The sequence below is a fragment of the Colwellia sp. MB02u-14 genome (genome assembly GCF_014076915.1).
Classification (GTDB): domain Bacteria; phylum Pseudomonadota; class Gammaproteobacteria; order Enterobacterales; family Alteromonadaceae; genus Colwellia_A.
Genome location: NZ_JACGUX010000079.1, coordinates 223,569 through 235,566, shown reverse-complemented (window position 1 = coordinate 235,566; position 11,998 = coordinate 223,569). Strand labels below are relative to the sequence as shown.

Annotated in this window: 9 protein-coding genes and 1 pseudogene; 9 read left to right on the top strand and 1 reads right to left on the bottom strand. The window is 37.7% G+C overall.

The window, feature by feature from the left end; all coding sequences use genetic code 11:
• Positions 1–140 precede the first annotated feature (140 nt).
• The 3 genes from H4J52_RS11375 to H4J52_RS11365 are packed head-to-tail and all read left to right on the top strand — an operon-like array spanning position 141 to position 2,954.
• Complete coding sequence (locus tag H4J52_RS11375; RefSeq protein ID WP_182177062.1) at positions 141–1,238, top strand: 3-deoxy-7-phosphoheptulonate synthase; 1,098 nt, start codon at positions 141–143, stop codon at positions 1,236–1,238.
• Positions 1,239–1,282: 44 nt separating this feature from the next.
• Positions 1,283–2,422: a bifunctional chorismate mutase/prephenate dehydrogenase gene (tyrA, locus tag H4J52_RS11370; RefSeq protein WP_182177061.1), complete on the top strand. Its 1,140-nt coding sequence runs from the start codon at positions 1,283–1,285 to the stop codon at positions 2,420–2,422.
• A 55-nt stretch (positions 2,423–2,477) separates the two neighbouring features.
• Positions 2,478–2,954 carry a thioredoxin family protein gene (locus tag H4J52_RS11365; RefSeq protein ID WP_182177060.1) on the top strand — a complete coding sequence of 159 codons (477 nt, stop codon included), beginning with the start codon at positions 2,478–2,480 and terminating at the stop codon, positions 2,952–2,954.
• Between the two features lie 93 nt (positions 2,955–3,047).
• Here the strand turns inward: H4J52_RS11365 and barA are convergent, their stop codons facing one another.
• Entirely contained in the window at positions 3,048–5,876 is a 2,829-nt protein-coding gene (barA, locus tag H4J52_RS11360) for a two-component sensor histidine kinase BarA (protein ID WP_182223639.1), read from the bottom strand.
• A gap of 96 nt (positions 5,877–5,972) precedes the next feature.
• Here barA and rlmD point away from each other — a divergent pair, with 96 nt between their 5' ends.
• The 6 genes and pseudogenes from rlmD (at position 5,973) to H4J52_RS11330 (ending at position 11,972) form a co-directional block, all read left to right on the top strand.
• A complete protein-coding gene (gene rlmD / locus H4J52_RS11355) occupies positions 5,973–7,295 on the top strand; it encodes a 23S rRNA (uracil(1939)-C(5))-methyltransferase RlmD (protein ID WP_182177058.1) in 1,323 nt (440 codons plus the stop codon).
• 40 nt (positions 7,296–7,335) lie between these two features.
• Positions 7,336–9,543 carry a GTP diphosphokinase gene (relA, locus tag H4J52_RS11350; RefSeq protein WP_182177057.1) on the top strand — a complete coding sequence of 736 codons (2,208 nt, stop codon included), beginning with the start codon at positions 7,336–7,338 and terminating at the stop codon, positions 9,541–9,543.
• Positions 9,544–9,578: 35 nt separating this feature from the next.
• Positions 9,579–9,719 (top strand): annotated as a pseudogene (gene mazG / locus H4J52_RS11345) (nucleoside triphosphate pyrophosphohydrolase); the annotation flags it as partial.
• Positions 9,720–9,756: 37 nt separating this feature from the next.
• Positions 9,757–10,305: a hypothetical protein gene (locus H4J52_RS11340; protein WP_182224730.1), complete on the top strand. Its 549-nt coding sequence runs from the start codon at positions 9,757–9,759 to the stop codon at positions 10,303–10,305.
• An 18-nt stretch (positions 10,306–10,323) separates the two neighbouring features.
• Positions 10,324–11,166 (top strand): nucleoside triphosphate pyrophosphohydrolase, encoded by an 843-nt coding sequence (mazG, locus tag H4J52_RS11335; RefSeq protein WP_182177054.1) that lies wholly within the window; start codon positions 10,324–10,326, stop codon positions 11,164–11,166.
• A gap of 2 nt (positions 11,167–11,168) precedes the next feature.
• Positions 11,169–11,972: an enoyl-CoA hydratase-related protein gene (locus H4J52_RS11330; RefSeq protein ID WP_182177653.1), complete on the top strand. Its 804-nt coding sequence runs from the start codon at positions 11,169–11,171 to the stop codon at positions 11,970–11,972.
• Positions 11,973–11,998 lie beyond the last annotated feature (26 nt).

Here is an 11,998-nt window from a genome sequence, read left to right as displayed (position 1 = left end):
TACATAATTACAGTCGGTAAAATTATTATGCAAATCCAACAAAAAAGATATTATTACATTCCCTTCTTTTGCTAAGTCACACTTAGTCTTTTGTTCTATATTTACCTTAATAAATAATCTTGCGATAAATGGAAAATACAATGTCTCACTCTTTATCAAGTAAAAATTCTCATGTGAAAACACTTAATGATATTCACGTTAATTCTGAAGATGTACTGATCACACCTGATCAGCTTAGAGACGAATTACCTTTATCAGAAACCGGACGGAATTTTGTTAAAGCTGCCCGAAAAGTTATCGCGAATATTATTCATAAAAAAGATCATCGTTTATTAGTCATTTCAGGCCCTTGTTCAGTACATGACCTTGAAGCTGCTAAAGAATACGCACAAAAATTAAAAACGCTTCACGATAAGCATCAAGATAACCTTTACATTGTTATGCGTGTATATTTTGAAAAACCCCGCACGACTGTAGGTTGGAAAGGGTTGATAAACGATCCACATATGGACGGCACTTTTGATGTTGAAACCGGTTTACGTAAAGCTCGAGAATTATTGATTTATTTAACTGAGTTAGGCCTGCCATTAGCGACCGAAGCACTTGACCCTATTAGCCCCCAATATTTAGCTGAATTATTTAGTTGGTCAGCGATTGGTGCTAGAACAACTGAGTCACAAACACACAGGGAGATGGCTTCAGGGCTCTCTATGCCTATCGGCTTTAAAAATGGCACGAATGGTAGTTTAGATGTTGCTATTAATGCTTTGCAGTCAGCAGCATCTCCACATCGTTTTATGGGGATTAATCGTCAAGGGCAAGTGTCATTGATTAAAACATCAGGCAACCCTGACGGCCATGTTATTTTGCGGGGTGGCAAAAAACCTAATTATGATGCTGTTAATGTCGGGTTGTGTGAGAAAGAATTGAGTGTTCATGGCTTAGAGCCTGGTATCGTTATTGATTGCTCACATGGCAACTCAAGCAAAGATTATCGCCGTCAGCCCTTAGTGGCAGAAAATGTCTTTGATCAAATCGTTGAAGGTAATAAGTCAATAATAGGTATAATGTTAGAAAGTAATATTCATGCGGGTAACCAGAGTACGAGTGGTCCAAAAGAGTCATTGAAATATGGTATTTCAGTCACTGATGCATGTATTGATTTTAACGATACCGCGCTTTTACTAGCCAATGCGACCAATAAACTTAATGATGCCTTAAAAAACCGTTTAATGTAAACCGAAGTGAAGGCAACGGCCACTAAAAGTAAATGAGTAAACCAATGGATAATAAAAGTATAGCTCCTCAGTTAGATCAACTGAGAAATGAAATTGATGAAATAGATACTCAATTAGTCGAGCTATTAGCAAAACGCAGGAGAGTCACGACCAAAGTTGGAGCGCTTAAAAGCAAAGTAGGTATGCCTATTTATGCACCTGAGCGGGAAGCTAAATTGTTATCTATGCGCAGACAACAAGCGATGGAAGCAGGGGTGTCTCCTGAATTAATCGAAGATATTTTAAGGCGATTAATGAGTGACTCTTACATTAGCCAAGATGCGAGTGGTTATCAATGTGTTAATATTGAGTGTGGTAAAATTGTTGTTATTGGTGGTAGTGGTCAGTTAGGTAAAGTATTTGTCGACTTATTTGAGCGCTCTGGTTATCAGGTAGAAATACTCGAACAGGAAGATTGGTCAAATAGCGATAATATTCTTGCTGGAGCAGGCGTTGTTATTGTTGCCGTACCTATTCGGTTAACATCAATGATTATCCAAAAATTATCTTTTTTATCAAAAAAATGTATCTTAGCCGATGTGACCAGTGTAAAAGAAATGCCTCTTTATGAAATGATGAAAGTTCATAAAGGGCCTGTTGTTGGCTTACACCCGATGTTTGGACCCGATGTTTCAGGGCTAATTAAACAAACCATTATTACTTGTGAAGGGCGCTTACCTGAACAATATAATTGGTTGCTGAAACAATTTCAGGTCTGGGGGGCAAAAATTTACCCCGTAGATGCTTTAGCACACGATCAGGCAATGTCGATGGTGCAAGTGATGCGACATTTTTCAACGATCGCTTATGGCTATCATTTGATGACAGAAGGAGCTGATATTTCACAACTTGTTGAAATGAGTTCGCCTATCTATCGTCTAGAGTTGATTATGGTTGGGCGTTTGTTTGCACAAGACCCAGTGCTTTATACCGATATAATTTTTTCAAATCACGATAATGTCGCGATGATGAAACGTTTCGCTTATCGGTTTTTAGAACTGTTAGAAGATGTTGAAATGGGTGATAAAGATGCTTTTGTTACTATGTTTTCACAAGTATCTGATTGGTTTGGTGATTATGCCGATATCTTTTTACAAGAAAGCAAAGCCATGTTATTAAAAGCTAACGAATTAAAGAAACACTAAACGATTTTGACGTTTACAGTTTTGTATATACTGATACAAACCAACAAGAGTCGCTATGAAAAAATTATTATTAACAATGTTATCAACCGCTTTTATTAGCCTATTATCGTTATCAGCGCAAGCCGATGATTTTGCATTGGGTGTGGTCAGTGAAGCTAAACTGTTGAACGATTTTAGCGTATTTGAGACAAATTTTGAGGCATTTTCAGTCAGCGAGCAAGAGCAAGAACTTATTGCTCAGTGGCCTAAAACGCTAAAAATAGATATTTATTTTGCGACTTGGTGCCATGACAGTGAGCGGGAAGTGCCTAAATTACTTAAACTATTAAAAGCAAATAAGCATATTAACGTAACACTTATTGCGCTTGATTATCAAAAAACAGATCCTCAGGACTTGGCAATAAATAATAATATCAAATACACACCCACTATTATCATTTACCGAGATGAAATTAAAAAAGAGGAATTAGGACGGATCATTGAAAGACCTAATAAAAGTTTAGTGCAAGATATTGCCCAGTTACTGCTTTGATCAAGTATTCAGTAAATTATCTAAGTTCTAAAAATGGCTAAAGCTATATCAGTTAATGATCATTAACTGATTATCTATAATAATAAAGTGTATCTAGTGCTTGTTTTTTGTTGAATGATTAAATATTTCAGGCGCTTGATTTATTACATTATCGATATGTTCAAAAAACTCAAAAAATTCAGGCTCTAAATCATCAATGGTGACATCACTTTTGAGCTCTGTTTCAATCTGATGAACGACACGTCCTAGGCTTGGTACTCCTGAATAACAACAAGCACCATTGAGCTTATGAATGAGTATCTTTAATTGTTCTACATCTTGTGAAGTAAGCGCTTCAGAAATATTCAGTTTAGTTTCAGGTAGGCTTTGTACTAAACCTTTGAGCATTTCTTTGGCGAGCTCTTCTTTATTGCCTGCTCGCTTTAATGCTAAAGGCCAGTCAATCACTTTATTATTATTATGTGCTGGCTCAATCGTTGATTTTTTAGTCTCATTTATGTTTTTATGTAAATGAGTACGATTTAGGCTGTTATTTTTTATTGTTGTAACATGTGGTGGCTGTGTTAAATCACAATATTCATAAATACAATGGCGCAGCATCGCTTCGTCAATGGGTTTAGTCATGTAAGAGTCAAAGCCAAGCTTTAACAGTTTATCTTTTTCTTCTTTAAGGGCATGAGCCGTTACTGCAATGATGGGAGTATTGTCATTAAACGTCATCGCTTTAATACTTTTTAGGGCTGAAATCCCGTCCATTATTGGCATTTGAATATCCATAAATATCATTGAAAATTTTTCATTTTTACAAATGTTTACGGCTTCTTGACCGTTTAAAACGGTGGTTACTTCGTTAACTTGTTCAAGCAAAAGTTCATTAATGAGTTTTAAATTAGCTTCGTTGTCATCAACTGCCAATATTTTTATAGGGATCTTATTTTCTTCAGTGGTTGATGTAGTGTTACCAAGTAGGTGGTTTTGAGGGAGTAAGACCTTATTTAATCGTTCTGGTGTGATAGGCTTACTTAAACAACTTTTGGCCCCACTCGCAATCAGTGCTTCTTGTAAATTAGGAGAGTTACTGTTTATTGCTAAATGAATTTGAGTCACGTTGGTTGAAAGTGTTGCGATAAGTTCCTTCAACTCTACTAACGCTGTTGGCGTGATATCATGACTAATAAGGGCAAAATCAAAGTGTGACTTTTCGCTAAGCAAATCGTTTACTTGCGCTAAGTTTTGAGCAGGATGAACGTCCAAGTCCCAATCGGTAAGAATTTCACTGGTCGCAATACGACTATGCGTATGAGGTTCAAAATAAAGCACACTTTTTCCAGAAAGCTCATGGTTATCAAAAATATTACCAAGAGAAATAGGGTTAACTTCACAACGGAAAGTAAACCAAAAGGTTGAACCTTGGCCTTGCTCTGTGGAAAAGCCCATATTACCGTTCATTTCATTAACCAAGCGTTGAGAAATAACCAAGCCAAGCCCCGTGCCACCATAAAGACGAGTAACACTCTTATCTGCTTGACCAAAAGCGTCAAAAATAGTTTTTTGCTGCTCGTTACTCATGCCAATCCCTGTATCTTTTATCGTTACTTTTAAAATAGCGATATTATTTTCAATACGCTCGCTGTCGACATCTATATCAACAGAGCCTTTGTCGGTGAACTTCATTGCGTTGCTGGTTAGATTGATTAATACCTGCTTAATTCTCATCGCATCACCAATAAGCGCATCAGGTAATTGCGGGTTAACACGTAAAGATAACTCGATATTTTTTTTATGAGAGGTAGGTGCCAATAATGTTAATGTATCCTCAACGGCTTCTCGCATTGAAAAAGGAATGTTTTCAATCACCATTTTTCCAGCGTCTAACTTCGAAAAATCTAAAATATCATTAATAATCGCCAGCAAGTTAGCTGACGAGCGCTCAATGGTTTGTAAGTAGTCACGCTGAGTAATGGTTAAAGGTGTCTTTAATACTTGGCGAGTAAAACCAATAACGCCATTGAGTGGTGTACGAAGTTCATGGCTCATATTAGCTAAAAATTCTGATTTAACTTTATTGGCTTCTTGTGCTTTTCGTTTAGCAATATCAAGTTCAACGTTTTGTATTTCAAATTGTTCTAAACTTTCTCGTAAATCGGTAGTCGCTTGGTCAATACTGCCTTGCATTTCTTCTTGATAATCTCCTAATGATTGGGCCATTGCATTGACACCATTTTTCAAAAAATTTAACTCTCCAATCAATTGTCCCGTTACTCGGCTTTCCAGCTTTCCTTCCCTAATTCGATCAACAGCTTGTACCATAGCGCCTATTGGACGAGTAAAGTTTTTAATAAGCCGATAAGAAAAAAAGGCACTAAAAGCTGTACCGAAAAGTACAATAAGAAAGGAGAATATCATTTGGTCTTGCTGCTTTAACCGAATCTTACTGCTATCAACTTGCATAGCAATATAGCCAATATTATCTTGAGATAAGGAACGCGTCGCGTCATTAATTAAGGTTTCATTAACTATAGGACTATGAAAAATAAAATCATCACCCGTTTTCGAAAAAATTGTACCATCAGGAATAACTTGCCCGGCTTTAAGACGCAACAAATTAGCATCACCGTGATAAGAGCTGGTAACAAAAACTTGGTTATCTTTGGTGAAAACAGCAATACTTTTGATAATAGACGATTGACTACGATGGGTGAAGTTCATCAAATTACGAAGTTGCACACGATCTTTGTTCAACATGGGCAAAGTGCTGGCAATCGCTAGGGGTTCAATAATACTTTGTGAGCGCTGCGTTAAAAAATTATTCAATTCATCATACCGGCTATAGGAAAAATAGCTGGCGATCGAGAAAGCGATCAGCGTGGTTGGCACTATGGTAAGTAAAATTACCCAATCTTTCAGACTTATTTTATGCATTATTTGCTGAACTTTAGTGTAAAATCATGACTTTGAATAACCTTATCATGGCATATCGTCATATAAATTTATAGCACTTAACAGGTATATTTCGTCATGGCCAACTTTTTTAAAGCAACAGTTAAAAAACAAGAATTAGGGCAAGAAGTAAAAATTACAATAACACGCCTTGATATTAACGGCTGCGGCGTTGGTCAATACAATAAAAAGCCTATATTTATTGATGGTGCGTTACCTGATGAAGTGGTTCAGGTGAAGGTTATTGAGCAAAAAAACAAATATAGCCGTGGCAAGCTAACCGCGGTAATCGTTCCCAATGAAGAGCGTATAGCGGCGAAGTGTCAACACTTTCTCAGTTGTGGAGGTTGTGATTTACAGCATTTGTCACCCGCCGCTCAACTTGACTTCAAACAGCAAAAAGTCAGTGACTTATTTTCGCGCAACAATCATGAGCAATTATTGCCTTGGCAAGTACCTATAATCAGTCAATCTTGGCATTATCGACGAAAGGCTCGTATTGGCGTGCAGTACAATAAAGTTGGGCAAGCAACTATTGGCTTTAGGCAGCGTGGTAGTAATCATTTAATTAATATTAAAAATTGTCCTGTACTTATTCAGCCATTAAATAATATTTTTTCACCCCTTAAAGTCTTGCTAAAAAAACTGTCTGGTAAAAATGCTATTGGTCATATAGAGGTTATTGCGACAGAAAGAGTGACCGTTGTGGTGCGTCAACTTGACAAGCTAACCCAGCAAGATAAACAGCACTGGCAAACATTCAGTGATGATTTGTGTTGTGATGTGCGGTTTGATTTTGGTAAAGAGATAATTTCGTTAGATGAATCGATTTCAGAAAATTTACAGTATGTTTTAGATAACAATATTGCTATCTCTTTTAGTAGTGATAACTTTATTCAGGTTAATCACGACGTAAATAAAAGTATGATAACTCAAGCTATTGATTGGTTGCAGTTAACTGAGCAAGACATTGTGCTAGATTTATTTTGTGGTTTAGGAAACTTTAGCTTACCTATCGCAAAACGTGTCGCGCAAGTTGTCGGTATTGAAGGCGTCGCGCTTATGGTCACTAATGCGCATAAAAACGCTTTGCAAAATGGTTTAACTAATTGTGAGTTTTATCAAGCAGACCTAAATAGCGATTGGAAGGACGAAACTTGGGTCAACAAAAAATACACTAAACTGCTATTAGACCCTGCTCGAGCAGGTGCATATGAAGCGCTGCAACAATTGACTCATGTAAATATTCCAACCGTTTTATATGTAAGTTGTGATCCCGCAACGTTAGCTAAAGATAGTGAGTTATTAATAGCACAAGGTTATCGTATTGAAAAAATATCTTTAATGGATATGTTTTCTCAAACAAAGCATATTGAGACTATGGTATTGTTTGTAAAGTAGGTATTCATTTTGTTTCTCTAAAATTTAGTAGGTTATTTTTATGGTGTCGGTACGTAAATCTCATCAAATTTCAGAAATAAATTTTGAGCAATGGTTAAGCTCATTAGAACTTAGTGACCAAAAAAACCTAGCACTCGAGAAGCTTTGGCAGCAAGTGAGTGAGTTCTGCGTAGAGCAGCAAGAGTGTCAGACTAAGTCTTTAGAAATGGTCGAGATTCTTGCCAGCTTGAATCTTGACCGTGATTCATTGTGTGCTGCTTTTTTACTCCCCTTATATGAATATCAATGTATTTCATTGGAATACATTGAAGAAAATTTTTCTAAAAAAATACTCAACTTATGTAATGGTGTTAGCCAAATGCAGGCAATAAAGACCCTGCAGCAAGGCCAGTCAAATCAAGTGTCTGCAAACCAAGTTGACAACATCCGTAAAATGTTAGTTGCGATGGTCGATGATGTACGTGCGGTTGTGATTAAACTTGCTGAGCGAGTTTGCTACTTGCGACTGGTAAAAAATGCGGATGAAGAAACACGTGTTTTAGCTGCCAAAGAAACAGCCAACATTTATGCGCCACTGGCTAATAGGTTAGGCATAGGGCAATTAAAATGGGAGCTTGAAGATATATCTTTTCGCTACCTCCATCCAAACGTATATAAAGATATTGCCCAACAATTAGATGAAAAACGCCTTGACCGAGAACAATACATGGCTGATTTTGTTAGCAACCTCAGCGGGCAATTAAAAGATTTAAATATCTTGGGTGACGTCTATGGCCGGCCTAAACATATTTTTAGCATTTGGAAAAAAATGCAACAAAAGTCACTTGATTTTGAAGAACTCTTTGATGTTAGAGCGGTAAGAGTTGTTGTTGATAAATTACAAGACTGTTATGGCGCATTAGGCATAGTTCATACAAGTTGGCAGCATTTGCCTAATGAATTTGATGACTATGTCGCGACGCCAAAACCTAATGGTTATCAATCGATTCATACGGTCGTTTTAGGTCCTGAGGGTAAATCAGTAGAAGTTCAAATTAGAACTCAGCAAATGCATGATGATGCAGAAATGGGGGTCGCTGCCCATTGGCGTTATAAAGAAGGCAGTGCAGGGGGGAAAAATACCGATAGAAAAACGGGTTTTGATGAAAAAGTGAGTTGGTTAAGAAAAATATTACAATGGCAAGATGATGTAAGCGAAAGCGGTGACTTGTTGGATGAGTTACGTAGCCAAGTCTTTGAAGACCGTATTTATGTATTCACGCCAAATGGTGATGTAATTGATTTGCCAGCAGGGGCTACTCCGTTAGATTTTGCGTATTATATTCATTCAAATGTTGGTCATTGTTGTATAGGTGCTAAAGTTTCTGGTCGAATTGTGCCTTTTACTTATCGTTTAAAAACAGGTGATCAAGTTGAAGTACTAACCAGTAAAACACCCAACCCAAGTCGAGATTGGTTAAACCCTAATCTGCATTATACTCATGCACCAAGAACAAGATCGAAAATTCAGCATTTCTTTAAGCTTCTTGACCGTGACAAACACATTGCCTCAGGTAAAGAGCAGTTAGATGGCGAATTATCTAAACTTGATTTATCAGATGCAGACTTAATGCTAGCAAGCCAACGTTTTAATATTAAAACCGTTGATGATTTATATGCCGCAATAGGCTCAGGTAATGCTCGCTTGCAGCAAGTGATTAATCATTTGCAATATCATGAAGAAAGAAATAAACCCCCTGTTGAACTTGACCCACAAAGCTTAGTAAAACCTCAACAAACTCAGCAAAAATTTAAAGCTGACGCCAATGGTATAACCGTATCGGGTGTCGGTAATTTGTTAACACACATGGCAAAATGTTGTCATCCAGTGCCCGGTGACGATATTGCGGGTTTTATTACCCAAGGAAGAGGTATTTCGGTACATCGCAACGATTGTGACCAATTCGCTAATGCATTAAATCAGCAACCTGAGCGTCAAGTAGAAGTGCAATGGGGTGAGCAGAGTCAACAGAATTACCTTGCAACGGTTAAAGTTATCGCAAGTGATCGTCAAGGGTTAGTCCGTGATATTTCTACGATTGTCTCAAATGAACGTGTCAGTATTGTCGGCATGGAAAGTCGTTCTGATGCCAGTAAACAAACAGTCGCTATGTTATTAAATATCGAAATTCCAAACAATGAAATATTAGGTCGTTTAATTGGAAAATTACTGCAACTCGACGATGTATTAGAGGTTAAAAGACTTTAGCTTTATTTTATCTACCTTATGGAAAACGTATAAATATGTTAACTGAACAAGCTTCAATGAATAAACTTCGCTGGATTATATCAGCGTTACGCGACGCAGAAACAGGGTGTCCGTGGGATATTAAGCAAGACTTTGCTTCGATAGTTCCCCACACCATTGAAGAGGAATGCAAGGTTCCACGGTTAATGAGTTAATTATTAATAAGGATATTAAGTGAAAGTATTATTACATTTGTTCATGGTTATTTGCATCAGTATTCTTTTGATGGGAGCTACCAAGTGGGGAAAAACCTTTAGGGAAGGTTCACCACCATCGGATTTCTATTATAAAACTCTATATTCATGGGGTAAGCATTATGATGATGTTGTTAATAAAAACGGAACCCCAAATGAAATTATAGAAAATCCAATACGAAATGAAACATATAAGCGATTAGATAAAAACATCACTCTAAAATATGACGAAATTTCTATACAATTTTATGTTTATGATTACGACAAATATGATGACGGTAGTGAAATAGTTACTCGTAAGCTGTTTCAAAAGTTTAATTTAACAGGTTGTGGTGAGAGCTTAAGCTTTAGTTCGATTACTTGTAATGGGGAAGATGAATTAATACGTCAATTGGGTAAGCCAAGCAGGATAGAAGGCTTCAATTATATCTATATGGTAGCTAACGAAGATGTAGGAGTGGCATCAATGATATTTACTATCCCAGACGACAAGGTTACTAAAATTGAGTGGCAGACCTCTTCACATTAATTATGGTGGACATTAAAAATGTTAAATGACAAATCTTCAATCGAAAAACTCCGTTGGATTATGACACAACTTCGCGACCCAGAAAGAGGGTGTCCGTGGGACATTAAGCAAGACTTTGCCTCGATAGTTCCTCATACCATCGAAGAAGCTTATGAAGTAGCTGATGCAGTAATTGACGCTGTTGAGCAGCAAGACTTCTCTGAGTTAGAAAAAGAATTAGGTGATTTATTATTTCAAATTATTTTTTATAGTCAACTCGGTCAAGAGCAGAAGCAATTTGATTTCGACAGTGTGGTCGCTGCCATTTGTGAAAAATTGATCCGCCGTCACCCACATGTTTTTGGCGATAAAAAGTTAGTTTCTGATGCTGATATAAATGCAAATTGGGAAGATGAAAAAGCGCAAGAAAGACAACAAAAAAATGCCAACGAAACCGTCAGTATTCTTGCGGATATTCCAAGAAATTTACCCGCACTGAGCCAAGCGGCTAAAATTCAAAAACGTTGTGCTCATGCAGGGTTTGATTGGCATAATATTGAAGACGTATTTGCTAAAGTCGCGGAAGAAGTTGAGGAGGTTAAGGTTGAGATTGAACAGAATAACCCCGAGGCATTGGCTGAAGAGCTCGGTGATTTAATGTTTGCGGTTGTTAACCTTTGTCGTCATGCCAAGCAAGACCCAGAACAGCTATTACGCCAAGCGAATCAGAAATTTACTACACGATTTCATGGTGTTGAAAAGCAGGTACAAGACTCAGGCATAATATTTGAACAGCACTCACTCGAAACGCTAGAAGCATACTGGCAACAAGTGAAGCGCGATGAAAAAAAGTCAACACTGAAATACCTTAAAGAGAAATAGTGATGAAAGAAAAGCTTCCCCAATTATCAGACTGCATACTCGCCCTAGACAATAATATTGTTACGTTAACGTTTAATCGTCATGACGTACGTAATGCGTTAACCAGTACAGCAATTGCGGATGATATTGTTGAAACCGTTAATTGGGTGAATAAAAACGCTAATGTGGCAGTTTTGATTATTACCGGTGCGGGCTCCGCGTTTTCTTCAGGCGGAAATATTAAAGATATGGCCGAGCGTGGTGGAGATTTTGCTGGCGATGTTCAAGAACTTGAAGCGCGTTACCGCCAAGGTATTCAACGAATCCCTCTTGCTTTACACAAATGTGAAGTGCCTATTATTGCGGCTATTAATGGTGCAGCAATCGGTGCAGGTTTTGATGTGGCTAATATGTGTGACATCCGTATTGCTTCAACCAAAGCAAAGTTTGGAGAAACATTTGCTAATTTAGGGCTCATCCCTGGTGATGGTGGTGCGTGGTTTATGCAACGCGCTATCGGTTATCAAAAGGCCGCTGAACTCACCTTTACAGGACGTATTATAGATGCCGAAGAGGCAAAAGAATTGGGCGTTGTGCTCAATGTTGTTGAACCTGAATTATTAATGGAAACAGTGCGAGCCTTAGCGACGGATATAGCCAGTAAACCAACCGCTTCAATGCGCTTAACTAAGCGATTGATGAAAATGGCACAGCGTACCGATTTACCTGATTTTCTAGATATTTGTGCAGTATTCCAAGGGATGTGTCATAACAACCCAGAACATTTAGACGCGGTAAATGTCATGCTGGAAAAACTGGCTAAGTAAGTATGATGAAACCAGGATGCCAGATA